Consider the following 24429-nt stretch of genomic DNA (forward strand, 5'->3'; position numbering starts at 1 on the left):
CGCCGGGGACCGACTCAGAACTCCTCGGTCGGCGGCGCGATCCCCTCGTCCGCGTCGCCCTCGAGTTCGAATTCCTCGCGGACCTCGCGAATGCGATCTCGAATGTCGGCTGCCAACTCGAACTCGAGGTTGGTCGCGGCTTCCTGCATCTGCGTCTCGAGTTCGTCGATGTAGCGGGCGGCCTCGTCTTCGTCGTCGAGTTCGCGGCCGGAGATTTCGGTGGTATCGGTTTTGCTTCCGGGGAGGTTCGTCTCGCTGACGGCCTTGTCGATGGTGGTCGGTTCGAAGCCGTGGTCCTCGTTGTACGCCTGCTGGATGCGCCGGCGACGCTGGGTTTCCTCGATCGCGGATTCCATCGCGTTCGAGGGGTCGTCGGCGTAGAGGACGACCTCGCCGTTGACGTTGCGGGCGGCCCGTCCCATCGTCTGGACGAGGGTGGTCTCGCTGCGCAGGAACCCCTCCTGGTCGGCGTCGAGAATTGCGACGAGGCTCACTTCGGGGATGTCTAACCCTTCCCGCAGGAGGTTGATGCCGACGAGGACGTCGATCTCGCCCAGTCGGAGCGAGCGGATGATCTCGTGGCGTTCCAGGGTATCCGTCTCGTCGTGCATGTACGCGACGTCGACGCCGGCTTCCTCCAGATACTCGGTCAGGTCCTCGGCCATCCGCTTCGTGAGCGTCGTCACGAGCGTGCGTTCGTCGCGCTCGATCCGCTCGTCGATGCGGTCCATGAGGTCGTCGACCTGACCGCTCGCAGGCGAGACGGAGACCTCGGGGTCGACGAGGTGGGTCGGGCGAACGATCTGCTCTGCGATCCGCGCGGAGTGGTCGCGCTCGTAGTCGCTCGGCGTCGCCGAGACGTACAGCGTCTGGTCCGTTTTCTCCTCGAACTCCTCGAAGGTGAGCGGGCGGTTGTCGTACGCGGTTGGAAGTCGAAAACCGTTCTCGACGAGCGAGTCCTTGCGGGACTTGTCGCCGGCGTACTGCCCGCGGATTTGTGGGATCGTCTGGTGGGACTCGTCGATGACGGTCAGGAAGTCGTCGGGGAAGTAGTCGAGCAGCGTGTACGGTGCTTCGCCGGATTCGCGATCCGAAAGGTAGACCGAGTAGTTCTCGATGCCCGAACAGTAGCCCGTCTCCTGCATCATCTCGAGGTCGAACGTCGTCCGTTCCTCGATGCGCTGGGCGGCGAGCATGTCGCCCTGGCGCTCGAAGTACGAAATACGGGAGTCGAGATCGTCGCGGATCTCGTCCATCGCGCGCTCGAGTTTCGGTTCGGGAATCGAGTAGTGCTCCGCCGGGTGGACGAGGACGGCCTGCTGCTCGCCCTGCATCTCCCCCTCGAGCGGGTCGACCTTTACCATGCGATCGATCTCGTCGCCCCAGAGTTCGACGCGGACGGCGTAGCGGCCGTACATCGGATAGATCTCGATCGTGTCGCCGCGAACGCGGAACGTCCCCTGCGTGAAATCGACATCGTTGCGCTCGTAGTTCAGGTCGACGAGCTGGGCGAGCAACTCGTCGCGGCCGATCTCCTCGCCGACCTCGAGTCGCAGCGACATATCGACGTAGTTTCGCGGGTCGCCGAGGCCGTAGATGGCGGAGACCGAGGCGACGACGATCACGTCCTCGCGGGTCAACAGCGAGCGCGTCGCGGAGTGGCGCAGGCGGTCGATCTCGTCGTTGATCGAGGCGTCCTTGTCGATGTAGGTGTCCGTTTGTTCGACGTAGGCTTCCGGCTGGTAGTAGTCGTAGTAGGAGACGAAGTACTCGACGGCGTTCTCGGGGAAGAGGCTGCGGAACTCTTCGTACAACTGCGCCGCGAGCGTCTTGTTGTGGGCGATCACCAGCGTCGGTTTCTGGATCTCCTCGACGGTCCACGAAACGGTGTTGGTCTTCCCCGATCCCGTGACGCCGAGGAGCGTCTGTTTCTCCATATCCGACCGGAACCCGTCGGCGAGCTGCTCGATCGCCTCGGGCTGGTCACCCGCGGGTTCGAACGGGGCGTCGACCGCGAACGGCCGGTCGACATCGGGACGGTCCGGCTGGAGTGGCCCTCGAGAATCACTCATATCCGTTACACGGACTCGAACCACTTTACGCGCTCGCATGCGGATCGAGACGCGTCACGCCCGGGCCGGGCGGTGTGATCGGCGACCGCACACTACCGACACCACCGTTGAACTCGTACCTCTCAGCCACTGATCCACCACACTGCCAGCGACGGGAGTATCACACGTGGCGACTGCTCGCCAAACCGTTATGAGCCGACTCGTCGTGGATCGAACCATGACAGAGCAACTCCAGGCGGCCCGCGACGATCTCGAAGAGGCGGCGAAGTCCGCCGACGACGACGTCCGGGACGACATCCGCGAGACCACCGACGCGTTCGCCGACTACGTGATGGGCGATACCGAGCCCGATCACGCCCTCCTCGACGAGCGACTCAATACGCTCCGTCAGGTCCGCGAGCGAGCCGACGGCAACACCGAAGCGAAGGTCGACTCGGCTATCGAGACGGTCGAAGCGTATCGAGAGACCATCGACCAGGCCTGAGTCGACGACGGCTTGAGGCCGCGGCGCTATCCGACGGGGGTGAAACGGCGGGCGTAGCGCGTGTCAGTGGAGTTCTTTCTCGACGATGTAACCCCATTTCTCGTAGTTGCGGTTTTCGTAGTACTCGTGAACGGCCTCTTTCGCCGATGGTGACGCTAGTGCGACGTACTCACACCCGTTCTCCGTCGCCCACTCTTCGATGAACGCGATCAGTTCGGTTCCGTATCCGTTCTCCCGCCGGGATTCGTCGACAACGAGATCGTAGAGCCACGCGTGGCGAGCGTGATGGAGGACGTGCGTAACGAGAACGCCCGCAACGCCGACTACCTCGCCAGCGACGAACCCGCCAAACAAGCGGTAGTCATCATCCGCCGTCCATTCCAACACGTCCGCCGGGTCGGTATCACGCCATAATTGACGGAGGATCGGAACCGCTTCGCGGCGCTCCGCCTCGGCGGTTAGCTCCCGTATTTCCATGCTGTCCGTGACAAGTGACCGGTGAAAAATATAATCGAGGGACGTTACCAATTGGCAATGAGAACCGAGATCGAGAAACCGCTGTGTCAGTTCCGACCGACGATTGACCATCCGTTCGCGCCTGAAGGCGCGCGAATCCCGAGCGATGGGAGACGACGAATTCCGGAATCAACAGCCGAACGATAGCACGCTCAATACTCGTCCGGCGTCCGCTCGCCCACGTCGACCGCCGCGTCCGTCTCCGCGAGCAACTCTTCAAACCCGTACTGACGGAACTGATCGACGACCGCCGGCCGGTCCCGCTCGTCGACCGCCTCGAGAATCATCCCCAGAACGCTCGTCGTCGCGTCCTGGGCCGGAACGTCGACAGTATCCATGCGCTGATCGACCCGCGAGACGAACGCTTCCTCGGAGAACCGTTGGCCCGATTCTCCCTCGGTAAGGTGCCGTCCGAGGTCGCCCGGAAGCTGTGCGGCCAGCTCCTCGCTCTCGTCCGCGCTCAATCGCTCGCCGATCGTCTCTAACACCGCCCGCGTGGCGTTGGCCGCCGATTCCTCGTCCGTATCGATGCGGTCGCTCACCGTCTCGAGGAACACTGCTCGCTCCATGTCCTTGCCAACTGCGACTCGCCCCCTCACGGTTCGGGCAGCAACTGCCGGGTCCGACGGATTGGGGCGAAAACGCTCTCACACGGCACCGGGGCCGGATTCCGGCACAACCGCCTCGTACCCGAGTTCAGCGAGACGCTCCCGAAGCGCCGCTTGGTGCTCGTCGTCGACGTGCTCGAGCAACGTCGCGACGACGACCCTCGCGAGCCGCTCGGGGTCGTCGGCGTCGGCGTGATTACTCCCCTCGTCAACTCGGTCGATGAACTCGTCGTAGGAGCGGTTTCGTCCCGAGGGACCGTCGGTGAGGTGGTCACCGATCTCGTGGGGGAGCTGTCCGTCGAGATGCTGCGAGCGGGTCTCGTCCAGTCGTTCCCCGAGAGCCGAGAGGACGGCCTGTGTTGCAACGCGTGCATCATCCTCTTGCGGGAGGTCCGCCTGTCGTTGGACGGCCTGATAGAAGTCGTGGCGTTCCATATCGGTCGTTGGACGGAACTGGCCGTGGCGGTTGAGCCGGCGATTGCCGGCCGGCGTCTTCGAGGGGGTCCCTGCGGTCGACTACCGTTTCTCGTCGGCACTACTGCGCGAGGGTCACTCGAGTCGATCTAATACAGCCTCTTTTTCGTAGGACAGCGACAGCGACCGCGACCGACCGCGTCCGTCGACCTCCGTGTATTCGGCGTCGATCAGGCCGAGCTGGTCGAGTTTGTTGACGATTTCGGAGTAGCGGGTGTAGCCGAGTTCAGTTTGCTCGCGGAAGGCCTCGTAGACCTCGCCGGCCTGCTCGCCGTCGTGGTTGGCGATGACTTCGAGGAGCGTCCGTTCGGTGTCGGTGAGTCCGGACAGCGAGCGCGAGAGGTTGACGTACTTCGACTGTTCGTAGGCTTCGTCGACGTCCTGGCGTTCGACGGTGCGGCTGGCGCGCATTTCGGCGTTGAGTCCGGCCCGACGCAGGAGGTCGATGCCGACGCGGAGGTCGCCGCTGTCGGCGGTGAGATCGGCGACGTGTTCGAGCGTGTCGCGGGCGATGACGCCGTCGTGGAAGCCCCGCGTGACGCGCTCGTCGAGGATGTCGACTATCTCGGGGCTGTCGTAGACGGGGAAGTAGACGTCTTCGGGGCGGAAGACGCTCTGGACGCGCGAGTCGAGTTCGTCGATGACATCGAGCGCGGGGTCGGAAGAGACGACGATGACGCCGATCTTCGCGCCGGGGTACTCCTCGTGGGCGCGAAGGAGCGAGTAGAGGGTGTCCGACGCCTCGTTTTCGTAGAAGAGGTAGTTGACGTCGTCGAGGGCGACGACGAGGACGCGGTCATCTTCGACGAGTTTCTCGGCGATCTGGCCGAAGAGTTTCTTGAACGAGATTCCCGAGGAGGGAGGTTCGTAGTCGAAGGTACCCTCGAACAGGCGCGAGAACACCGAGTAGCGGGTGGCGTTGACCTGGCAGTTGACGCGGATCGTTCGCACGTCGCTGGTCTGGGCACCGACCTCGTCGAAGAGTTTCTGGATGGCCGTCGTCTTGCCGGTTCCGGGCGGCCCGCGGACCATGACGTTGAGGGGACGCGAACCACGTACGGCGGGACGGAGCGCGTACGTCAGGTTCCGCATCTGGCCTGCTCGGTGTTTGAACGTCTCGGGGACGTAGTCGATTTCGAAGACGTGCTCGTCTCTGAACACGGACTCGTCCCACGACAGCATCCCCTCTTCGGGGTCGTCTGGCATCACTTTCACCACGCTGTCCGAGTTACTTAGTTGTTTGCCGTGTATCGTATTCTGACCCGCTCGACGTGGCAGTTTCTTCCGACCGACCGCCGATCGGTGATCCCGGAACGGTCGGTTCCGACCGGCGACCGTCGGTGCGCCCGCCCACGGTTCACTCGAACTTCTCGAGTAACCTGGTGTAAAACTGCGGCTCAGAGACCGTTTCGGTGCCGCCGTTTGTGCGGGCGGACTCGGCCGCCGTTGCGCTTGCCGCGTCCGCGCCGGCCGCACCCGCCTCCGTCGCCAACTTCTCGACGATCAACTCCGGCGTCGACCGCGCGAGATGGTCCTTCACCGGCGAGCGGTTCACCTCGAGTTCACCGTCGACCAGCCCGACGGCCTCGATGCCGTCGACGGTCACGTCGAAGCCGGCCATTTCGCGAATTTCGTCCGCCAGGTGGGAGACGAAGACGGCCGTCGCGCCGTTGGCCGCTAGCGCTTCGAGGATGCCGGCGATGATCTTCGCCGACGCGCCGGGTTCGGTGATGCTCTCGAGTTCGTCCACGAGCACGAGCGAGCCCTCGCCGCCCTGGGCGAGGTCGGCGAACTCGCGGACGGTGGACTCGAACGCGCCGGCGTCCAGCGTGCCCTGCGTTTTGGCGTGGTAGTGGAGGTCGTCGAATCGCCGCAGGCGAGCGTGCTCGGCGGGGACGGGAAGTCCCATGTGTGCGAGGACGACGACGCTCGCAACTAGGTCGAGCAGCGAGGTCTTCCCGCCGCTGTTGACGCCGGAGAGGAGCGTAACGCCCGACACGTCGTAGTCGACGGGATCGATGTCGGCGAGTGGCTCGTCGAGCAGCGGGGAGCGGCCGGCCTCGATGCCGAATCCCGCCCTGGTGTCGGCGCTGTCCGCCCCCCAGACGAACTCGGGCATCGTACAGCCGAACTCGTCGGCGAACCGGGCGACCGCGAGTTCGACATCGAGTTCGAGTGCGTTCCGGACGAGGTCGCGCGCACCGGCACGCTGGTCGGCGAGATCGGCCGCGAGGTCGCGTTTGAGTTTTCCGGCGCGGCGCTCTTTGGCCGCGGTGAGGTCCTCGCGTAACCGGGCGGTCGCGTCCTCGTCGCGCTCGACCGGAAACGTCGGTTCGTCGCCGAAGATCCGTCTCGCGACCTCGGCCTCGCCCGAATCGAGGTCGAGCGCGTCGATCAGGTGCTCGCGGGCGGCCGCGACGGCCGCGGCGAACTCGTCGGCCAGTTCCCGGGAGAGCAGCGAGTCGACGCCGGCGCCGCGTTCGACGAGCGAGAGGAGGTCCGAGCCCTCGATCGTCACGTCCTCCTTGCGGATCGCCTCGCGGAGGTGGTCGTTCGCGACGGTTTCGGCCGTGCCGACGGCCGCGTCCAGGTCGTCGACGGCGACCGTCAGCCGGTCGAGTTCGTCGTCGCCGGCGACGGTGCCGTCCGCCTCGAGTCGCGAGAGGCCGTCTTCGAGGGCGTCGATGTCGCAGTCGGACGGCGGGTCTATGTCGGCGGCCCGGTGGACCGCGATGGCGGCGGTGATCCGGTCGCGGTTGCGGGCGAAGAACGAGAGCGGCCGCTCGGGGACGATTTCGGCCGGGTGGTCCAGGGCGTCGGGTCGAACCTGGACATCGCCTTCGACGGTGACGCCCGTGAAGGATTCGTCGAGTGCGATAACAGTCGAGTAGCCGCGGGCGAGTTCGGCCAGGCCCTGGGCGTCCTCGACGATCTCGACGGAGAGTTCGGGGATCGCCTCGCGGGCCGCGGCGTAGCGCTCGGCGTCGGTCGTCGCCAGACAGCGCTCGCGAACGCGAACGTCGCCCGGGGTTGCGAGCGGTTCGACGCCCGTCAGGGCATCGAGTACCGCACGGGAGGGCTCGCGAGTGATCGCCTCGCGGGCGAACGTCTGGACCTGCTCGATGCGCGAGCGTTGTGAACTCGGGTAGAACGTCTCGACGCGCTGGGCGGCGTAGTCGGTGACGGTCCGTTCCGTGAGCAGCGAGAGGACCTCGCGGTAGATCTCTCTCGCGCGGTCGGTTGCGAGGAAGCCGCCGGGATCGTCGTGGTCGTGGCGAATCGCACCGCGAGCGATGCGGGCGGCCCGTCCCTGACTGATCCCGGGTGCGGTAGCGAGCGCCGCGACGTCGCCCGCGCGGAGCGCCCGCTCGGGGTCGTCGAGTTCCGACAGCGCCCGAGCGGTCTTCTCGCCGACGCCCGGGATCGACTCGAGATCCATTGCTTCTCGACGGTCGTATCAAACCGGAGCGAGAAAAAGCTCCCGCCCCGGCCGTCGGGCTGTCGTGCTACCAGTGGCCACGAATCGCGGCGAGACGCCGAGCGAGAAAGATGACAGAAAAGAAAACATACCACGAATCGGATGGTGTTTCTATCGCCCCAGCGAGAACTAGTAGCACGGATCGGCAAGAGATTTATCCCGTTCGGTCTCCATCAGAAAGATATGGGTAGCCGACAGGACAGGTCGGGACAATCGCTTTGGGGAAATCTCGATGCCGACGGTGCACTCACGCGATATCGGGCGCTCGTAACTGCGATCGGTGATAATATTTGTCAACTCGATGAATCAGGGCGGTTCGTTGCAGTCAACGAGCGTATCGCCGAGCTCACCGGATACACGCGTGCCGAACTCCGCGGCGAACACATTTCGCTGGTTCTCGACGAAACCGACATCGAAGCGGTCGAGCAAGAGATTGCCGACCAGATCGACGCCGACACAGACGATGTGACGCCGTTGGAACTGGACGTTCGGACGGCCGCCGGCACCACCGTCCCCTGCGTCTGTCGACTCGCAGTTTTCGAGGAGGACGGGTCGGTTCAGGGAACCGTCGGCGTCATCCGAACGCGTTCGGAGCCGACACAACGGGTGAACTCGTCCGAACCGGCGGAGGCGAGCAACGACAGCACCGATCAAGAGCGTACCGCGAAAGATTCCGGAGAGCGCAAGGAAGCGTTCCAGTCGCTCGTCGGTGCAGTCGAAGACTACGCGATCTTTCGGCTGAACGAGGGCGGACACGTCCTCAGCTGGAATAAAGGTGCAAAACAGATCAAGGGCTACGACCGCGACGAAATCCTCGGGAAACACTTCTCGACGTTCTACACCGAAGAGGACAAGGCGGCGAACGTTCCGCAGCAAAACCTCAAGAGCGCACTTGAGAACGGCTCCGTCGAAGACGAAGGCTGGCGAATCAGAAAAGATGGTTCGCGATTCTGGGCGAACGTCACGATTACGCCCGTCTGGGACGATGATGACACCCACCGGGGCTATCTGAAAGTCACCCGCGACATGACCGACCGGCGGAAACGGGAGATGGAACTCAAAAGCGAACTCCAGCGGATCTTCGATCGGATCTCCGACGCGCTGTACGCGGTCGACGAGGAGTTCAGATTCACGCTCGTCAACGAGCGCGCGGAGGAATTGCTGGGCTATCCGGAAAAAGACGTTCTCGGCGAAAAGCTCTGGGAAATATTCCCCTCGGCCGCCGAAATCGACGAGGTCTGGGAAGCATTTCACACGGCTCGAGAAGAACAGGTCGCGACCAGCTACGAACTCTACTACGATCATCTCGGGTTCTGGGTCGAGGCGAACCTCTACCCGTCCGAGACGGGGATCTCGGTGTACTTCCGTGACGTAACCGAACGCAAACGCCGCGAACAGGCGTTAGAAGAATCCGAACAGCGCTACCGGACGATCGCGGAGTACTTCCCGAACGGGATCGTCACCCTGTTCGATCACACCCTCGACTACACGCTCGCGGCGGGACAGGGCTTCGAGAAGGTCGACGAAGAGCCGAGCGACGTCGAGGGTGCTAACTTTTACGACGCCTGGTCGGCGGAAACGCGCGACGACCTCGAACCGATCCTCCGCGCCGCGTTAAACGGCGAGAGGCGCTCGGTCGAACTCTGGCACGACGGGAGGGAGTGGATCATATACGCGGTCCCCGTCACCGACAGCGAAGGAAACGTCTTCGCCGGCATGACGATGGCCCACGACATCACCGAACGGAAGGAGAACCAGCGGAAACTCGAAGAGACGATCGCACAACTCGAAGAATCGAACAAACGGCTGGAACAGTTCGCCTATGCCGCCTCGCACGACCTGCAGGAACCGCTCCGGATGGTCTCGAGCTACCTGCAACTCATCGAACACCGCTACGGCGACGCGTTCGACGAGGACGGCGAAGAGTTCCTCGAGTTCGCCATCGACGGCGCGGACCGAATGCGAAAGATGATCGAGGCGCTGCTCACGTACTCTCGGGTCGAGACCCGCGGTGAACCGCTCGAGCCGGTCGCACTCGACGACATTCTCGCGGACGCCCGCCAGGATATACGGGTCCAGATCGAGGAAACGAACGCCGAGATTACGGCCGGCGATCTGCCGCGGGTCGAGGGAGATGCCGACCAGTTGCGGCAGGTCTTCCAGAACCTGTTGGGCAACGCCATCGAGTACAGCGGAGACGACCGACCACGAGTGCACATCGACGCCGACCGGCGCACGTCTGACCAACGCCAGGAGTGGGTGATTTCGGTTTGCGACGAGGGGATCGGTATCGAAGCGGACGAGCAGGACCGGGTGTTCGAAGTGTTCGAGCGGTTGCACACCCGCGAAGACCACCCCGGGACGGGGATCGGACTCGCGCTGTGCCGGCGGATCATCGAGCGCCACGGCGGCGAGATATGGGTTGACTCTGAACCGGGAGCGGGAGCAACGTTTTCGTTCACGCTGCCGGCGGTAGAAGACTCGTGATCGCGCCGGGATGCGGCGTCATCCGCCGAGAGGGCTTGCGCGATCCGGGTGACTCGTTATCCGATCAGCATTCCAACCACGAGTATGGTATTCAAACGTTTCCTCGGTTCGAAAGTAACCCGGTCGCTCACCGTTGCCTCGGTGCTGCTCGAGATGAAGCGAGCGCTCAATCGCGGTAACAACGTCCGTGCACTCCTGTTGCTCGGCGTCGCCGTCCTCGCCTGGCAATGGGCAGTTATCGGCCTGGTCGCACAGGGGCTCGCAAGCGTGATCCGTCGCGGGAGCTCGTCGGATTCGGGATCAAAATCGCGTGCATCCTGAGCGTTTACCGAGCGCTCGAAACACACTGACGCGAATCGACAGCACTGTTCCTCGCCAAAACCGGCATTTGACAGCACTACTCCTCGCCAAAATCGGCATCGTCGAAGTGATCGTTCGCCAGGTCGTCGAGTAGCGATTCGGTTTCTGCCTGTACGTCGTCGTCGAGGTCCGAAACCGCACCGACGCCGTGACCGCCGCTTTTCGCCGTCTGGAGGGCGTTCCGGTTCAACTTCCCGCTCGGATCGACGACGGGAAGCTTCAGGTCGGTGAAATTTGCCGGCGGAAAGCCGGTCGCCGAGAGCAAAAAGTGATCGGCGACGTCGCCCAGGTCGTCGGTCTCGAAGTCCTCGAGTTGGGGCTCGGACCACTCGTCGGTCGTCGTCCCGCTGAACTCGGGGTCGTGCAGTTCGTACTCGGTCATATTCGAACCGACGCGCGCGGGGTACGTCGATGTCGGCCCTGCAGTGGCAACGACGCCGAGTGTGGCCGGCGACGGCTCAAGCGAAATCGTCGACGAGCGGAAGCGTCGCCAACTGCGCCGCTGACAGGAGAACGCGGTCCTTCTCGAGGCCGTGGGCGATCGATTCGACCATGCCGTCGCTATCGGTGAGCGGAATCAGTCTCACGACCGTCCCGCGTTCGTCGACGGCGAGTTCAACGAGCGCGTGTGGAAACGAGGAGACGGCGGGGACGGTAAGCTCCGTGATGCCGTCGGCGCGTTCGAGCGCGGGAAAGTGGAGGTGCCCGGTGATGACCAGCGAGACGTCGTGGCTCACGAGCAGGTCGACCAGCGGCTCCGGATTGGAGAAGCCAGGGACGCTTCCCTCGACGGGGAGTTCAGCGCTGTATCGTTCATAGAGCGCACCCGTCGCGGGCAGGTTGTGGTGGACGACGACGATCGACGTATCGGCAGCGGACGCAGACTCGGACAGCGCCTCGTCGAGCCACATCAACTGCGCCGCGTCGATACGGCCATCCCACGTCTCCGCGGGTGCGTCCGGCGTCGCCGCGTGGCTGTTCAACCCGAACACGTCGAGGCCGCCGAACCGGACGTGAAACGGCAGCCCGCCGGGGGTGTATCGATCCTCGAACGTCCCGATCGGCAGCGAGTCGTGCTCGTCGAACGCCGTCGGGAAATCGTGATTGCCGGGCACGGCGACCGCCGGCGGATCGAACCCGGCGAGTTCATCGAACAACCTGAACTCGTCGGGGTTGCCGTTTCGCGTCAGGTCGCCGGCGATGACGACGCCGTCGTAGTCGCGGTCGTTGACGGCGTCGACGGCGGCTCGGAGGCGACGCTCCGTGCGGTGAAAGACCTTCCAGGTGCCCGTTGCGTCCGTCGCGAGATGAACGTCCGAGAGGACGCCGAGCCGGGTCGGGTCGGTCGCCGTCGGCCGTTCGAGGCGTGCGAGAACCTGTCCGGAATGCGGACGAGCTGGCATCGGTATCGTCCCCAACGGCAACGAGCCGTGTAATTCCCGGACCGTCATTCGCCGTCGGAACCGGAACGGTCTCCGCCGCGGTTAGCCACCGTCGCCGTCGTAGCTCGCGATCCGCCCCCACGTCGATTTCTTCCCCCAGAGCCCCGAGCGCATGCACTCGAGTTCGACGATCTGGGAGTTATCGACGAAGAGGTTCACCCGCGGCCCGAACTGCTTGATGTACCACTCGAACACCGCGGGATCGGCGGCCTCGAAGACGCAGTGTTCGATCCCGAGTTCGGTCGCGATCTCGAAGGCAACATCCGTCCGCCAATCGCGAACTCGTTCGGTGATTCCCTCCGATTCGACCATGACTTTGTACGCGCCGGCCTCCAGGTGTCGTTTGCCCTCTTCGATCGCGCTCGTCGGATCGATCGCGGACTCGCTTTCGAGTTCTTCGACGCTCGACGCGCCGCCGGCACCGAACTGGACGTTGATCTCGGGTTTCGCCTGCAGGCCGTGGTCCTGGACGAGTTCGGTGAGCGCGACCGTGTCGTCGACGTCGATCGCGAGGAAGCCGCTCGAGATTTCGACGATGTCGAAGCCGAGGTCGGCGGCTTCCTCGATGTACCGTTCGACCCGGTCGTGGTCGCGGACCAGAACGTTCTCGATGAAGCCGCCAGTCGAGACCAGCACGTCGTGGTCGTGGCAGACCTCGATCAGCTCTCGGACGGCGTCTTCGGGCATCAGCGCGAACGAGCCGCCGGAGAACTTGTAGATGTCGACGTACGCGCCCATCGTCTCCAGGATGTCGCGCAGTTCCCGCGGGCCCATCGGGTCGTAGTAGGGACCGCGAATTTCGGTGATGCCGTTCTCACGGGGTTTGTCTTCGCGCTCGTTGACGTGCAGGAAGTCGAACGCGCGGTCTGTGTCGGCCATGGAGTGCCCGACCACGAGCAGGCCCAAAACGCTGTCACGCCGCTCGATTGAACTCCTCCGCCGGTGATAGATCACCGGTGAGAGGAGTGACTGAAAGATTATACCGTTCCAAACACATTCGTGACTATGCCGTCGCTAGAAGGACTGAAGACCTGGTTTTACTACGAGGCCCGCATCGTAGCGTTCGCCGTCTCCCTGTTTATTGTTTCATGGGCGGTAAATCGGATTACGGGATACCTGGACGGGCTTCCGCTTGCAAGTCCGCGATTTGGACTCGCTATCACGGCGATCTGGTTTGGAACGGTCCTGGTTCTGCTCTGGCTGGCAGGACGATACAACTGACCGGGACGAAGCTCTACGAATCGCCGTTTTCGCACGAGTTCGAACGCGGTCAGGCGAGGAGTGCCGTCAGGTCGGCCACTCTGTGGTCTTCGATCGATCGAATCAACTCCTGAATGTCATCGCGACGCTCGGCGTCGATGAACTCGTCGGTGACCGTCTCGAATTTTTCCGTGAGGCCGTCCCACCCGATCGGATCGGTCGGATGGCCCCGAAAGGCGTCCTTCTCGACCCGGTAGGTGGTCCCGTCGTCCATCGTGACGTCGATGACGGCGGGCATCTCCCCGTTTTCGAAGCGTTCGGTGAGGTCGGGGTCCTCGGAGACGTCGACGACCCGGAGCAACTGCTGGACGTCGTTCCGTCGGATGCGGTCGGGTTCGTACTGCGCCAGCGAGAGGTCGCGATCGAGCAGCGCGACGGCCAGCATGTACGGCAGCGAGTGGTCCGCCTGCGCTCGATTGGCGACCTCGTAGCGGTTGCCCTCGCCGCCGCCGATGATGAGCTTCGCGCCGCCGAACGTCTCGAGTTTGATGCCGGCGACCGCCGTCGGATCGAGCTCCTCGCGCTCGGCGAGTTCGACGACGCCTTCGACCGCGGACTGGGCGTAGGTCTCGGCGACGTACCGTTTCGTCATCACGTCGTGAACTCGTTCGCCCGGCGTCAGTTCGACTTCGAACGGCCCCGAGATCACGTCCTGCCACCCTTTCTGCCCCTCGAAGACGTTCCGCGGGCCGGCCACCCCATGTTTCGCGAGCATCGCCGCGTAAACCGCGTTGCGAGCGGCGTTGGCCGACGCGAGCCCCTTCCACTCGTTGATCTCGCCGGTACGGGTCACGCGAAGGGCGTTGTGACCCGTCGCGGCAATGGCGATCGCACTCCGCGTTTCCTCGAGATCGAGTTCGAGCACCTTCGACGCGCCGGCGGCGGCCGAGACGACGGTGTGGGTAACGTGATCGAATCCCCGCTCGCGGACGGGCGCGTTCCAGGCGAGTTCGGCCTGGATCTCGTAGGCGACCGCGAGGCCGGCGAGCAGGTCGGTGCCGGAGCGGTCGGCGAACTCGGCGGCGGCGACGACGGCCGCGACGTTGTCGCTCGGGTGTGGCGTCTCGCCGGGCGCGAGAAAGGAGTCCATGTAGTCGAGGTAGCGAACGAGCGCCGTGTTGTGCATCGCCGCGCCGACCGGAGACGCGGTTCGCTCGCGCCCCCAGAGCGTACAGGGACCGTCGTCCTCGAGCGCCGTGACCGTCCGGAAGACGGCCTGTGGCGGACCGGCGACTTCGGCGGGGATAGCGATCCCGACCGCGTCGAAAAGCCGTCGTTTGAGCGCGTCGCGAACGTCCGGGGGGAGGTCATCGTAGTCAGTTTCCTGAACGAACTCGGCGAGTTCGAGTGCGGTCGTCATACGGCCGGTACCACGACGACCGCCAAACGTCTTGGCGTGGTCGTCACGGGTAGCGATCAGCGTCGATGCCATCGTCGATCGCGAGTGGCCCGGTCATCCCGAGCAGGAGACGCGCGTTCGATAGCTCGACGGGGCGTCTAACCGGGTAACCGGGTTCCCGGTCAGGGATCGTCGTCGTTGTAGCCGTACTCGCGGTCCGGGTCCTGAACGCCTTCCGTACGCGAGCCGACCCAGGCACCCAGGGCGAGGCCGTAGACGAGGTGGCCGGCATGAAACAGCGCGAGTTCGTCAGTATCGAGTCGGATGTCGAGCAGTTCCTTCAGCATGATCTGGGAGCCGAACGCGGAGAGAGCCATCCCGAAGACGGTTCCCCAGACGAGGCCGCGTTGCTCCGGTTCGATCGACTCTTCGGCGTCCTGGAGGGCGAAGAGAGCGCCGAACACGGCACCGGCCTGGACGCCGTAGAGGAGATGCAAGGCGATACCGGCGATCGGATGGTCGTCGGGGTCGCCGCCGGAGACGTACTGCGCCCAGAAGTTGGCGGACGGTGGCAGCGAGCGCAAGATTGGGAGCCGAAACGCCGTCATGATGAGCGTCGCGACGAAACCGGCTTGAAGCCCGCGAACTGCGGCACCGCCGGCGTGTGCGAGACGCGACTTGTCGGTTACCGATTCGGAACGCTTCGGTGCCGACGAATCCGACCCGAACTGCTGTAACCGATCGAATACTGACATGGGGGTTTGAGACGCTACCACTGGGAGTTCCTTAACGCTCCGGCGTGATCCTGACTGCAAGCTGTGCGGAAATTGTGTCTGTACAATAGATCGACGCGACTGCCGGTATCGATAGACGGTTACGTCGAATTGACCGACTAGTCAGACGGGAGTGCAAGCGTGGACGAGACACCGGGGACGGACGAGACGGCACGATACAGTTCGAGACGGCAGTACCTGATCATCGGCTCGGTCGTCGCCAGCACCTTCTTCGTCGGCTTCGGCGGTGGCGTCATCTTTCCGATCCTGCCGAATTTGGGCGACGTACTGGGAATCTCGCCGTTTCTCGTCGGCTTCATCCTCAGTGCAAACCGGTTCTCGCGGCTCCTCGCGAGCGCGCCGGCGGGCGGACTCGTCGACCGCGTCGGCACGCGAACGCCGTTCATCGCCGGCCTGCTCGTCCAGAGCGTCGGCACGTTCGGCTACGTCGTCGCGATGGTCGCCCCGCTTCCCGAAGCCTGGTTCCTCCTCGCGCGAATCGTCTGGGGCCTCGGGAGTGCGCTGGTCTTCGCAACCGCCTACACCATCGCCGCCGACGTCAGCGGGGCCGACTCGCGCGGGACCAGTATGGGCCTCATCCGCGGCGGCAGCATCTTCGGCTTCCCGACCGGCCTCGTCCTCGGCGGCGTCGTCAGCGAACTCGCCGGCATCCGGGCCGCGTTCCTCGTCGCGACGGCGTTCTCGTTGCTCGCGAGCGTGATGGCCGCCCTGACCGTTCCGGAGACCCACGTCACCGACACCCGGGAGGCCGTCGCGCCCTGGAACGTCGACACCAGCGTGACGACGATCATCGTCGGCCTGGTCAACTTCGCCGTCCTGTTCGCCTACATCGGCGCGCTGTTCGCGACGCTCGTCCAATTCCTCTCCGTCCACGGAATCGGCGTCCTCGGCTTCGACGCCCAGGGCTCTTCCGGCATTTTCATGGCCGTCACCGTCCTCGCCGCGGCCACGTTCATGTTCGCCGGCGGCTACGTAAGCGACCGAACGAACTCGCGGGTGCCGACGCTGCTCGTCTTCCTGCTCGTCTCGTTCGTCGGCTTCGTCCTGCTGGCGGGCGCGAGTTCAGCGGCGACGCTGACCGTCGCCTGTCTCTTCATCGGAGCCGGACAGGGCGGGACCAGCGGCCCGCTCATGGCGCTGCTCGCCGATCTCACGCCGGACGAGCGTATGGGCCGGGCATCAGGAACGACGAACGTTCTCGGCGATGTCGGCGGCGGGCTCGGGCCGCTGCTCTCGGTTCCGCTCGTCGATGCGCTCGGCTTTCCGCCGGTGTACGCCGCGTGTGCGATCATGCCGCTGGTCGCGGGCGGAATCCTGCTCGTCGGCATCTACCGCGAGACGGGCGCGTTGCTTCCAGCGACGAGAGAGCAGAGCGGGGCCAGCGAGTCGCTGGACGACTAACGACAGTTGAGAATACGAGTGCAGAGTAGTCGGTAAAATTCACGCACATTGAAAGTGCAAACCCCACACTAGTCATCAGTATTTCTTCCCTACGTTATCTGAGTCGCCATCATGTGTGTTCTTTTATGGTTGTGTCCTTACTAAATATGCATGGACACGATCACCGTGAAGCAGGATATTCGGTTTAAACAAACCGCTGAACGCGACCTTCTCACAGATGTATTTCTCCCGCCTACCGACGACTGGAGGCGCACAGTCGTTATCTGCATCCATGGTGGCGTCTGGAACCGTGGTGATCGGTCGTTCTTCGATGATCGGTGCCGTGCCCTCGCCAAGCGGGGTGTCCCGGCATTGACGATCGGGTATCGCCTTTCCGGTGAGGCACCGTATCCGGCCGCAGTAAAAGATGTCAAAAGTGCAGTCCGATGGGTTCGGGCTGAGGAACCGTTCGAAACTGCACCACGTCAAATCGTTCTCTGTGGGCACTCAGCAGGTGCGCATCTTGCTGCCTTAACAGCGGCAACTGCGAACACCGGTCCGACGCCCGATGACGAATACGAGGACACTGCGACGACAGTTGACGGACTCGTCGGTTTTGATGGGCCCTACGACTGTCTCGGCGCGAAGGAAGACGGTGAAACGGCAGACTTCCTCGGGGGCGCGCCGACAGAGATCCCTGAACGATACCGGGAAGCGTCACCGCGAGAACGAGTCACATCCGATCATCCGCCGGCGCTGCTGTATCACGCGACGGATGATGAGTGGCTCACGCTGCGTGAAACGCGGGCATACCGTGACGTACTCAACATTGCTGGTGTGGATGTCGAATTGCATACACCACCGGGCGACCACTTCTTTTTCACCGAGGAACCGTGGTTCGAGCGAACAGTCAATCAGACTGTAACCTTCATCGAACGAATACAGTCCTGATACGTTCGCAGGGGGAATTCTCGAACTGATCGATCGGTCTCAACCATAGTTCTGGTAGAGAAACAACGTTCCTACTCACTTCTCGGAGTAACAAACTACGTCTGGCGAGAACTGACGCCGTCCGAGGCCGTCAATGGGCCGCCGAGCGACCGAGACACTGAACTACCACATCGCCACGCCGACACGACGACAACGCGCTTTTGCATATCCGGTCCGAACCAGGCCCCATGACAACCGTCGAGGCCAAACTGGCGGCCGCCCGCGACGAACTGGCGACCTACGACGGCATCCTCGTCGCCTTCTCGGGCGGGGTCGACTCGAGCGTCGTCGCCGCACTCGCTCACGACGCCCTCGGCGACGACGCCGTCGCCTGCACCGCAAAGAGCGAAACCCCTGTCTCTTATACACATCTNTCGCGCCATCAGAGATGTGTATAAGAGACAGGTGCTATCACTGCCGGACGATGCGCCTCGGGGAAATGGAAGACGCCGCGCGCGAACTCGGCATCGAAACCGTCTGTGACGGCACCAACGCCGACGACCCCGGTGCCGGCCACCGCCCCGGCCTGCAGGCCGTCGACGAACTCGACGTGCACTCGCCGCTGCTCGCCCACGACATCGCGAAGGACGAGGTCCGAACGATCGCCGAACACTACGACCTCTCGGTCGCCGACAAGCCCTCGATGGCGTGTCTCTCCTCGCGCATCCCGACCGGGCTCGAAGTCACCGACGACCGACTCACGCGCGTCGAACAAGCCGAAGCCCTGCTTCGACAGTGGGGCTTCGACCAGTTCCGCGTGCGCGATCACGACGGCCTCGCCCGCATCGAGGTCGCCCCGGACGAACTCGATCGGGCGCTCGAGCGCGAGTTCGTCGAAACGGTACGCGACGCGCTCTCGGACCTGGGTTTCGAACACGTCACGCTCGACCTCCACGGCTACCGGACCGGGAGCGTGAGTCCGGCGACGGACGCCGCCACGACCGAATCCGACGACTGACTCCCCGTTTCTGATGGTCTGTTGTACCGATTTCCCGGCCAATCGCAGACGGTCGCGGGTGCGCCGGCACTGACTGCCAGCAGTCCGTATCGAACGAGATTCCCGAACGGGCGAATCGAGAGAGAAGAAGCGCCCAATCGACCACAATATAATCAGATTCTGTCCTTGTAATACACCAATAGTACAGAGACTGCGAGAGGGACAGACAATATTGCACAATACGATACGAACGTAGCATCTCCCCGAGTATCACGGATCGATGGCTGCCGACGTACCGCCCGACTGGACCGTCCACGTCTCCCGGACGTACACACCCGCCGACACCGACCGAGAATTAGAATACCGCATCTACCGCCACGAATCGGACGACCTCCGGATAAAGGTCGCCCCCGCCTCCCTCGACGGTGACGACCGTCCGGGATACGCACTGACGGCCACGAGCTACCCCGAACTCGAGTTCAGCGAGACACACCAGATCAGGACCGTTCTGACGTTCGAACGCTGCGTTGAACTCGCGCGGGATTTCATGGTGCTGTTTTCGACCAGTTACGACGGGGCGGGGTCCCTCGAAACGGCGCGGGAGTACGCGGCCGAGCGGACGCGGTCGCACCGTTGAGATCCGGCGCGGAGAGAAATTGCCTGCGATTCCTGACGGTCAATCGCCGGTGGTAGTGCCGGATCGGAGACAACTACGAGCGCGAAATTGTCCGGTATGTGGACGGTTCTCAACACCGAGAGACTTTTTACTCATAATCGAGTAAGCGATTACGATGATGGAAATGATGTGGCAAGATCTGGTCTTTCTCGCAGGGAGCGTTCTCTCGATCGTCTTCCTCGCACCGACAATCAAAGACACCTCCGCACGCGTGCCGCTCGGATCGAGCATTCCGTCGATGACGATCGGCGCGATCTACGCGCTCACGTACGGCACGATGGGGATGACGTTCTCGGCCGCCGGCTCGTTCGGCGTCGCCACAATGTGGTCGCTGATCGCGTGCTATCGCTCGCCCGGCGAGCAGAAAGGCGTGCTGAACATCCTGCGGTTTGCTCGAACGACGGGCCGACGCCTTCGTGAACTCGTGGGCACTGCCGTTCCCGGACTCGAAGGCGGACGGAGCAACGCGCAGTCGGGCCACCAGCAATCCGCTGATTAACGCTTGTTGTTCGTTTCTCGTTCCTTTCGATCATCTCACTTCGAACTCGCGACGCGATCGCGCGCTCGAACCCTCGACGGTATCGCGACGACGTTAATCGTCCGACGATACCGGGGTTTCACTCGCCGCGGATGACTCCGCCTCCGCGAACGGATACCACGCTTGTTTCCCGTCCGTCATATAGGGAGCCTCGAAGTCGGTCTCCTCGGGCTCGCAGAACTCGACGAGTTGCTCCTCGGCCGTCGCGTCGACCCACTGGCGGAACGTCTGTCCCCGGACGGCTTCTGTCTGTGAGCCCGAGGCGCTTCGCGCCTCGCTGTCACCGTCCGCTCGAGACGCCGCCGGAGCCTCGCACTCGCGATGGGCAGCGTAGGCCTCGAGCAGGTTTCGGATCGCGCCGGGAGCCTCGTCGGCCGGCACGCGTTGACGCACCCAGTCGATGAAGGACGGATCTTCGCCGACACCGCCGCCGACGCCGATATCGAAGGCCTCGACCATCTCGCCGTTCTTCCGGGCGCGCATCCCCTGGAGTCCGATGTCGGCGGTCATCGCCTGTCCGCAGTCGGCGGTACAGCCGGAGTAGTGCATCTTGATTTTACCGACGTCGTCGGGCAGGTCGACGTTCTTGTTGAACCAGCGCAGCATCCGCGCCATCCGCCCCTTCGTCTCGGTCAGCGCGATCGAACAGAACTCGGTGCCGGTACAGGCCATCGCGCCGCGTTCGAACGGACTCGGCTCGGCGGGGTACTCCTCGAGCAGCGGTTCGGCGAGCAACCCCTCGAGTTCGTCGTCGGCCACGTCGACGATGACGGGATTCTGCCGGCGGGTGAGCCGTACCTCTCCGGAACCGTACTCGGCGGCGAGGTCGGCCAGTTCGATGGCGTCGTCGGCCGGCAGGCGACCGACGGGGACGCTCAAACCGACGTAGTTGCGGCCGTCCTGCTGGTCGCCGACGCCGACGTGGTCGTGCTGGCCGTCTTCGACGGGGCGACCGGCGTTGTAGGTGTACTCCGTCCGGAAGTCCTCGCCCGCGGTGTGCATCTCGAAGTCGACGTACTCGTCCTGGAGCGTCTCGCGGATCTTCTCCATCCCCCAGTCCTCGGCGAAGAACCGGGCGCGGTTCTTCGAGCGGTTCTGGCGACCGCCGTACTCGTGGTAGAGTTCGACGAAGCCGCGGCCGACCGCGTAGGCGTTCTCGGGGCGAACGAACACGTCGAGCGGGGTCGCCGCGCGGGGCTGCCGACCGCCGAGACCGCCGCCGATGCGAACGTTGAACCCGCGGACCCGCTCGCCGTCTAACTCCTTAGTCGCCGGCTCGAATCCGATATCGTTGATCGAATCCTGCGCGCAGCCGACCGTACACCCCGACACGCTGATGTTGAACTTCCGGGGCATGTTCGCGAGTTCGTCGTCGCCGCGCAGTTCCTCCTCGAAGCGCTCGAGGAGGGGCCCCGACTCGACGAACTCCTCGGCCTTGCCGTGGAGCGGACAGCCGGAGATGTTGCGCATCGTGTCCCCGCCCGAAGAGCGCGTGTGGACGCCCACCGACTCGAGTTTCTCCCAGATTTCGGGGACATCTTCCAGATCGATCCAGTGCAACTGGACGGACTGGCGCGTCGTCAGGTCGAGCCACCCGTTGCCGAACTCGGGGTTCTCGACCGGGCCCGTCGCGTAGTCGCGGGCGACCTCGGCGATCGCGCGCAACTGTCCCGGTTCGAGGACGCCGCTCGCGTTGGTCAGGCGCATCATGAAGTACGATTCCTGGCCGTCGCGCTGGTGGAACAGTCCCCAGAACTTGAAGCGGGTGAACCACTCCTCGCGTTCGTCCTCGGGAATCGCCTCGAAGCCGCCGTTTGCGGCGAACTCGAGGATGTGCTCGCGCACCTCGTCGCCGTAACATCCCTCCTTGATTCCTTCTTTTTTATGCGCCATCGCAAACCACCGCCGGAGGAATTGAACGATCGGTCCCGACGACACGGGATTTGTCACCAAACATATTTCGAGTCACGGTAGAACGACACGATAGTGAGGAATATAATGCTAATCATTGACACACATCTGTTTTTCGCTCCGTTTAATCGAATAGCTCAGATGTTCAATCGAATATGATCTGTATTAGGGTGTATATCCGAAGGAAGTGGCCCACTCTTTTGGGATTGGGCAGCACGCACCACTTGGCGAAGACGCCTCGTTCGACGGAGAACGCGGCAGCTATTGACGGGAAGATCCGCTCACGAGAACGGTCGGTTCGGAAGCGACGGTGGAGACACATCCCCTTCGAAAACCGGCCCGCAGTAACGGACGATCGCTATCGTGAACTCGGCGTCGCAACCGGCCTGTTCTGGCGAGTTCGCGCCGGTTCGAGTCGCACCGCACACTGCTTGAAGTGGGGTTCTTTCGAGCGCGGATCGACGACCGGCAGCGTGAGGTCGTTGACCGCCGGGTGATGAATAGGAAGCCAGACGACGCCGTCGGGAATCGACTCGTCGGACTCGAGTTCGACGCGGACCGATGCACGCCGCGAGACGACGCGGCCATCCTGAGCGGAGAGGGGCGCGTCGGCTTCCGTCGATCCCCGTTCCTCGTCCTCGAGTTCAGTCGCGAACGCGAGCGCCGTCGCGGGACTGACGCGGGCGACGGGGGCGTCCGCGTCGGACGGACGGGTGCGAACGCCGGTGTTGTACGCGTCGGGCTGCCGGCCCGTCGTCAGCGTGAGCGGGAATTCCGCGTCGGGCGGTTCGGGTGCGGGAGCGGCCCGGCCAGCCGAAAACCGTGCGCGTCCCGACGGCGTCGGGAACGACCACGATTCCGCGACATCGTCCCGGTCAGCGTCCGGCAACTCGGATTCGTAGTACCGATAGCCCCCCGCCGCGTCCGGCGCGGGCGCGGGCCAGCGGACCGCCACGTCTCGCTCGAGGCGCTCGTAGCTGATCCCCGAGAGATCGGCGTCGGTTCCCGCGGTCAGCGCCGCGAGTTCGTCGAAGACCGTCTCGGGCGTCGGCGGCTCGTCGAACAGGTCGGGCGCGAGTCGCGACGCGAGCGTGCCGATCAGGTCGAGATCGGATTTGACGCCGGCGGGCGTCTCCGTCGCGGCGCGGACGCGGGAGACGGTCCGTTCCATGTTCATCGTCGTCCCCTCGGACTCGCCCCAGGTCGCCGCCGGCAACACGACGTCCGCGAGTTCGACCGTCTCGCTGCGGAAGGCGTCCTGGACGACGAGGAACGTCTCCGCAAGCCGCTCGCGAACGCCCGTCGCGTCGGGCATCCCCGCGGCGGGGTTCGTCGCGACGGCGTAAACGGCCGATACGTCCTCGCCGATCGCGTCGGCGATGCCGACCGGTCCCGGTCCGGGGTCGTCCGGAAGTCGCGAGAGCGGAACGTCCCAGGCGTCGGCGACGAACTCGCGGTGTTCGGGCGCGTCGAACGGCCGGTGGCCGGGCCAGGACCCCTTCGACGAACACACGCGCGTCCCCATCGAGTTCGCCTGGCCGGTGAGCGAGAACGGGCCCGACCCGGGCCGGAGGTTGCCCGTCGCGAGACAGCAATCGATCAGCGCGCCCGCCGTCGCGGTACCGTTGACGCTCTGGTTGACGCCCATCCCCCAGTAGACGAGCGTCGACGCGTCGAACGCCGCCGCAAGTCGATCCACGTCGGCCGTCGAGACGCCCGCTCGCTCGGCGGCTGCGGACGCATCGGGAAGGCGCTCGCGGAGCTCCTCGAATCCCGCCGTCGCCCTCGCGATGAACTCGTCGTCGAGGCGATCAGTTTCGACGAGTCGCGCGAGAACCGCGCGAGCGAGGGCGAGATCGCCGCCGGGGTCGGGTGCGACGTGGCAGTCGGCACCGTCGGTCGTCTCGCTCGCGACCGGGTCGACGACGAGCAGTTCGGAGTCGTCCTCGCCGGCCGATTGCTGAATCCAACGAAACAGAACCGGGTGTGCAACGGCGGGGTTTGCACCCCAGACGAGGTGTGTCCGTGCCGCCGGGATGTCGTCGTACGTCGGCGGCGGCGCGTCGCTGCCGAAGGCGTCGTAGTAGGCGGTGACGGCCGAGGCCATACACAGGGTCGTGTTGGCGTCGTAGTACCGGGTTCCGAAGCCGCCGCGGGCGAGTTTTCCGAGCGCGTAGGCGGCTTCGTTGGTCTGTTGGCCGCTGCCGAGGACCGCGACGCTGGTGCTGGCGTTTTCGAGCGCCCGGCCGAGTCCGGCCGTCGCGCGTTCGAGGGCGGTCTCCCAGGTGGTCGGCACGAGTTCGCCGTCGCGGCGGACGAGCGGGCGGGTGAGCCACTCGCCGTCGGGGTCGGCGGTCTCGCGGATGCCGCGCTGACAGGCGAGGCCGCGGTTGACCGGATGGGCCGGATCGCCGCGGACGATATCGAGGCCGTAGCCCTGTTCGACCGGTTGCTGGACGTGTCCACAGCCGACGGCACAGCGCATACAGGTGGTTGGAACCGGGTCGGTCACGCCGCCCACCTCGCGGGGCGACGGGGCGTTCGTCCGCGTCCTAAAAGCGGTGACGCGGAGTACCCGGCTTGGTTCACAATCTCGAACATAGGTACGGAAAGAGAGTACAGACACAACACCTAAACGGTATTCGTTTACAAACGATTGGTTTTAGAGCCATAGAATGCGCAT

General features: G+C 64.3%; 21 protein-coding genes and 2 pseudogenes. 10 read left to right on the plus strand and 13 right to left on the minus strand.

Annotated features, from left to right (window positions below):
- Nucleotides 1-14 precede the first annotated feature (14 nt).
- Nucleotides 15-2072 (minus strand): excinuclease ABC subunit UvrB, encoded by a 2058-nt coding sequence (uvrB, locus tag C480_RS07850; protein ID WP_006665081.1) that lies wholly within the window; start codon nucleotides 2070-2072, stop codon nucleotides 15-17.
- 217 nt (nucleotides 2073-2289) lie between these two features.
- Between uvrB and C480_RS07855 the strand changes: the two genes are divergently transcribed.
- Nucleotides 2290-2556, plus strand: a complete 267-nt coding sequence (locus C480_RS07855) for a DUF7553 family protein (RefSeq protein WP_049903451.1) — start codon at nucleotides 2290-2292, stop codon at nucleotides 2554-2556.
- A gap of 63 nt (nucleotides 2557-2619) precedes the next feature.
- Here C480_RS07855 and C480_RS07860 read toward each other — a convergent pair whose 3' ends face one another.
- From C480_RS07860 to C480_RS07880, 5 genes are all read right to left on the minus strand, one after another.
- Complete coding sequence (locus C480_RS07860) at nucleotides 2620-3033, minus strand: GNAT family N-acetyltransferase (protein ID WP_006665083.1); 414 nt, start codon at nucleotides 3031-3033, stop codon at nucleotides 2620-2622.
- A gap of 191 nt (nucleotides 3034-3224) precedes the next feature.
- On the minus strand, nucleotides 3225-3641 hold the full coding sequence (locus tag C480_RS07865) for a DUF2267 domain-containing protein (protein WP_006665084.1): 417 nt from the start codon (nucleotides 3639-3641) through the stop codon (nucleotides 3225-3227).
- Nucleotides 3642-3719: 78 nt separating this feature from the next.
- The gene (locus C480_RS07870; protein WP_006665085.1) at nucleotides 3720-4115 is read right to left on the minus strand and encodes a DUF2267 domain-containing protein; all 396 of its coding nucleotides are present in this window, start codon (nucleotides 4113-4115) and stop codon (nucleotides 3720-3722) included.
- Between the two features lie 114 nt (nucleotides 4116-4229).
- Nucleotides 4230-5360 carry an ORC1-type DNA replication protein gene (locus tag C480_RS07875; protein WP_006665086.1) on the minus strand — a complete coding sequence of 377 codons (1131 nt, stop codon included), beginning with the start codon at nucleotides 5358-5360 and terminating at the stop codon, nucleotides 4230-4232.
- A 151-nt stretch (nucleotides 5361-5511) separates the two neighbouring features.
- Complete coding sequence (locus tag C480_RS07880; protein ID WP_006665087.1) at nucleotides 5512-7593, minus strand: MutS-related protein; 2082 nt, start codon at nucleotides 7591-7593, stop codon at nucleotides 5512-5514.
- 222 nt (nucleotides 7594-7815) lie between these two features.
- Here C480_RS07880 and C480_RS07885 point away from each other — a divergent pair, with 222 nt between their 5' ends.
- Nucleotides 7816-10119, plus strand: a complete 2304-nt coding sequence (locus tag C480_RS07885) for a PAS domain-containing sensor histidine kinase (protein ID WP_006665088.1) — start codon at nucleotides 7816-7818, stop codon at nucleotides 10117-10119.
- Between the two features lie 84 nt (nucleotides 10120-10203).
- Complete coding sequence (locus C480_RS07890; RefSeq protein ID WP_006665089.1) at nucleotides 10204-10440, plus strand: hypothetical protein; 237 nt, start codon at nucleotides 10204-10206, stop codon at nucleotides 10438-10440.
- A gap of 76 nt (nucleotides 10441-10516) precedes the next feature.
- Here the strand turns inward: C480_RS07890 and C480_RS07895 are convergent, their stop codons facing one another.
- The 3 genes from C480_RS07895 to C480_RS07905 all read right to left on the minus strand — a co-directional run bounded on the left by C480_RS07895 (nucleotide 10517) and on the right by C480_RS07905 (nucleotide 12800).
- A complete protein-coding gene (locus C480_RS07895; protein WP_006665090.1) occupies nucleotides 10517-10861 on the minus strand; it encodes a hypothetical protein in 345 nt (114 codons plus the stop codon).
- A 76-nt stretch (nucleotides 10862-10937) separates the two neighbouring features.
- Nucleotides 10938-11882, minus strand: a complete 945-nt coding sequence (locus C480_RS07900) for a metallophosphoesterase family protein (RefSeq protein WP_049903409.1) — start codon at nucleotides 11880-11882, stop codon at nucleotides 10938-10940.
- 81 nt (nucleotides 11883-11963) lie between these two features.
- Complete coding sequence (locus tag C480_RS07905; RefSeq protein WP_006665092.1) at nucleotides 11964-12800, minus strand: phosphosulfolactate synthase; 837 nt, start codon at nucleotides 12798-12800, stop codon at nucleotides 11964-11966.
- Nucleotides 12801-12926: 126 nt separating this feature from the next.
- Here C480_RS07905 and C480_RS07910 point away from each other — a divergent pair, with 126 nt between their 5' ends.
- On the plus strand, nucleotides 12927-13142 hold the full coding sequence (locus C480_RS07910; protein ID WP_006665093.1) for a hypothetical protein: 216 nt from the start codon (nucleotides 12927-12929) through the stop codon (nucleotides 13140-13142).
- Between the two features lie 49 nt (nucleotides 13143-13191).
- Here the strand turns inward: C480_RS07910 and C480_RS07915 are convergent, their stop codons facing one another.
- Nucleotides 13192-14541, minus strand: coding sequence for an MmgE/PrpD family protein (locus tag C480_RS07915; RefSeq protein ID WP_006665094.1), 1350 nt, complete (start codon nucleotides 14539-14541; stop codon nucleotides 13192-13194).
- Between the two features lie 161 nt (nucleotides 14542-14702).
- Nucleotides 14703-15275, minus strand: a complete 573-nt coding sequence (locus tag C480_RS07920; protein WP_006665095.1) for a DUF6789 family protein — start codon at nucleotides 15273-15275, stop codon at nucleotides 14703-14705.
- A 159-nt stretch (nucleotides 15276-15434) separates the two neighbouring features.
- On the opposite strand from C480_RS07920, the gene C480_RS07925 reads away from it, so the two are divergent.
- From C480_RS07925 to C480_RS07945, 6 genes and pseudogenes are all read left to right on the plus strand, one after another.
- Nucleotides 15435-16715 carry an MFS transporter gene (locus C480_RS07925; RefSeq protein WP_006665096.1) on the plus strand — a complete coding sequence of 427 codons (1281 nt, stop codon included), beginning with the start codon at nucleotides 15435-15437 and terminating at the stop codon, nucleotides 16713-16715.
- A gap of 150 nt (nucleotides 16716-16865) precedes the next feature.
- Nucleotides 16866-17645: an alpha/beta hydrolase gene (locus tag C480_RS07930; RefSeq protein WP_006665097.1), complete on the plus strand. Its 780-nt coding sequence runs from the start codon at nucleotides 16866-16868 to the stop codon at nucleotides 17643-17645.
- Nucleotides 17646-17872: 227 nt separating this feature from the next.
- Nucleotides 17873-18037: pseudogene (locus C480_RS24755) on the plus strand (ATP-dependent sacrificial sulfur transferase LarE); the annotation flags it as partial.
- Between the two features lie 47 nt (nucleotides 18038-18084).
- Nucleotides 18085-18642, plus strand: a pseudogene (larE, locus tag C480_RS07935) (ATP-dependent sacrificial sulfur transferase LarE); the annotation flags it as partial.
- A gap of 259 nt (nucleotides 18643-18901) precedes the next feature.
- Nucleotides 18902-19258 carry a hypothetical protein gene (locus C480_RS07940; protein ID WP_006665098.1) on the plus strand — a complete coding sequence of 119 codons (357 nt, stop codon included), beginning with the start codon at nucleotides 18902-18904 and terminating at the stop codon, nucleotides 19256-19258.
- A gap of 157 nt (nucleotides 19259-19415) precedes the next feature.
- Complete coding sequence (locus tag C480_RS07945) at nucleotides 19416-19796, plus strand: hypothetical protein (protein ID WP_006665099.1); 381 nt, start codon at nucleotides 19416-19418, stop codon at nucleotides 19794-19796.
- Nucleotides 19797-19889: 93 nt separating this feature from the next.
- On the opposite strand, the gene C480_RS07950 is transcribed toward C480_RS07945, so the two are convergent.
- On the minus strand, nucleotides 19890-21728 hold the full coding sequence (locus C480_RS07950) for a nitrite/sulfite reductase (RefSeq protein WP_006665100.1): 1839 nt from the start codon (nucleotides 21726-21728) through the stop codon (nucleotides 19890-19892).
- Between the two features lie 376 nt (nucleotides 21729-22104).
- Nucleotides 22105-24231 (minus strand): assimilatory nitrate reductase NasA, encoded by a 2127-nt coding sequence (gene nasA / locus C480_RS07955; RefSeq protein WP_006665101.1) that lies wholly within the window; start codon nucleotides 24229-24231, stop codon nucleotides 22105-22107.
- Nucleotides 24232-24429 lie beyond the last annotated feature (198 nt).

Source organism: Natrialba aegyptia DSM 13077 (assembly GCF_000337535.1).
In the GTDB taxonomy this organism is placed as follows: domain Archaea; phylum Halobacteriota; class Halobacteria; order Halobacteriales; family Natrialbaceae; genus Natrialba; species Natrialba aegyptia.

What these genes read in the sequence shown, in the direction of transcription:
- uvrB (WP_006665081.1), bottom strand. Translation starts at nt 2,072, where the DNA reads ATGAGTGATTCTCGAGGGCCACTCCAGCCGGACCGTCCCGATGTCGAC.
- C480_RS07855 (WP_049903451.1), top strand. Translation starts at nt 2,290, where the DNA reads ATGACAGAGCAACTCCAGGCGGCCCGCGACGATCTCGAAGAGGCGGCG.
- C480_RS07860 (WP_006665083.1), bottom strand. Translation starts at nt 3,033, where the DNA reads ATGGAAATACGGGAGCTAACCGCCGAGGCGGAGCGCCGCGAAGCGGTT.
- C480_RS07865 (WP_006665084.1), bottom strand. Translation starts at nt 3,641, where the DNA reads ATGGAGCGAGCAGTGTTCCTCGAGACGGTGAGCGACCGCATCGATACG.
- C480_RS07870 (WP_006665085.1), bottom strand. Translation starts at nt 4,115, where the DNA reads ATGGAACGCCACGACTTCTATCAGGCCGTCCAACGACAGGCGGACCTC.
- C480_RS07875 (WP_006665086.1), bottom strand. Translation starts at nt 5,360, where the DNA reads ATGCCAGACGACCCCGAAGAGGGGATGCTGTCGTGGGACGAGTCCGTG.
- C480_RS07880 (WP_006665087.1), bottom strand. Translation starts at nt 7,593, where the DNA reads ATGGATCTCGAGTCGATCCCGGGCGTCGGCGAGAAGACCGCTCGGGCG.
- C480_RS07885 (WP_006665088.1), top strand. Translation starts at nt 7,816, where the DNA reads ATGGGTAGCCGACAGGACAGGTCGGGACAATCGCTTTGGGGAAATCTC.
- C480_RS07890 (WP_006665089.1), top strand. Translation starts at nt 10,204, where the DNA reads ATGGTATTCAAACGTTTCCTCGGTTCGAAAGTAACCCGGTCGCTCACC.
- C480_RS07895 (WP_006665090.1), bottom strand. Translation starts at nt 10,861, where the DNA reads ATGACCGAGTACGAACTGCACGACCCCGAGTTCAGCGGGACGACGACC.
- C480_RS07900 (WP_049903409.1), bottom strand. Translation starts at nt 11,882, where the DNA reads ATGCCAGCTCGTCCGCATTCCGGACAGGTTCTCGCACGCCTCGAACGG.
- C480_RS07905 (WP_006665092.1), bottom strand. Translation starts at nt 12,800, where the DNA reads ATGGCCGACACAGACCGCGCGTTCGACTTCCTGCACGTCAACGAGCGC.
- C480_RS07910 (WP_006665093.1), top strand. Translation starts at nt 12,927, where the DNA reads ATGCCGTCGCTAGAAGGACTGAAGACCTGGTTTTACTACGAGGCCCGC.
- C480_RS07915 (WP_006665094.1), bottom strand. Translation starts at nt 14,541, where the DNA reads ATGACGACCGCACTCGAACTCGCCGAGTTCGTTCAGGAAACTGACTAC.
- C480_RS07920 (WP_006665095.1), bottom strand. Translation starts at nt 15,275, where the DNA reads ATGTCAGTATTCGATCGGTTACAGCAGTTCGGGTCGGATTCGTCGGCA.
- C480_RS07930 (WP_006665097.1), top strand. Translation starts at nt 16,866, where the DNA reads ATGGACACGATCACCGTGAAGCAGGATATTCGGTTTAAACAAACCGCT.
- C480_RS07940 (WP_006665098.1), top strand. Translation starts at nt 18,902, where the DNA reads ATGGCTGCCGACGTACCGCCCGACTGGACCGTCCACGTCTCCCGGACG.
- C480_RS07945 (WP_006665099.1), top strand. Translation starts at nt 19,416, where the DNA reads ATGGAAATGATGTGGCAAGATCTGGTCTTTCTCGCAGGGAGCGTTCTC.
- C480_RS07950 (WP_006665100.1), bottom strand. Translation starts at nt 21,728, where the DNA reads ATGGCGCATAAAAAAGAAGGAATCAAGGAGGGATGTTACGGCGACGAG.
- nasA (WP_006665101.1), bottom strand. Translation starts at nt 24,231, where the DNA reads ATGCGCTGTGCCGTCGGCTGTGGACACGTCCAGCAACCGGTCGAACAG.